The organism is Vibrio sp. 10N.222.55.C6, assembly GCF_041473395.1.
Taxonomy (GTDB): Bacteria; Pseudomonadota; Gammaproteobacteria; order Enterobacterales; family Vibrionaceae; genus Vibrio; species Vibrio crassostreae_C.
Genome location: NZ_JBFRSD010000645.1, coordinates 1 through 411, shown reverse-complemented (window position 1 = coordinate 411; position 411 = coordinate 1). Strand labels below are relative to the sequence as shown.

The 411-nt window shown below is 37.7% G+C and carries 1 protein-coding gene; it reads right to left on the bottom strand.

Annotated features, from left to right (window positions below; translation table 11 throughout):
• Positions 1 to 29: 29 nt before the first annotated feature.
• A partial coding sequence (locus tag AB4486_RS25455; RefSeq protein WP_372119504.1) for a hypothetical protein occupies positions 30 to 411 on the bottom strand: 382 nt, incomplete at its 5' end.

Here is a 411-nt window from a genome sequence, read left to right as displayed (position 1 = left end):
GAGTTTTCGAAATAAAGTAAGCGGATGACTTAGATTAAAGGTTTGAATGTCTTCTGACCATTTAATGTTTTTTTCTTGCCTTCAAGTGAGTACTCAAAAGATAACGAGAAGTCGACGCTTTGGTCTGGTTTCAGTGCGGTCACTCGATAGTGAGAACTCTTGCCTTTATGTGAGACTGTCACTTTAGACTTAGGTGGAATTTCCAAAGGCAGTTTAATTTCGTCTTTATTTACGCTGTTATTCACATAACTTGCTGCACGATCAATGGTGATGAACTTGTCAGTGAGATTCGTAATCTCGTACTTGTAATTTAGCGTTGCTACTTGAAGGTCTTTGTTAGTTAAAATCCAACCGTTAGGTTTGGCTAGCAAAGATGCCGATGTGAACTCAATGACATTATTATGATTTATC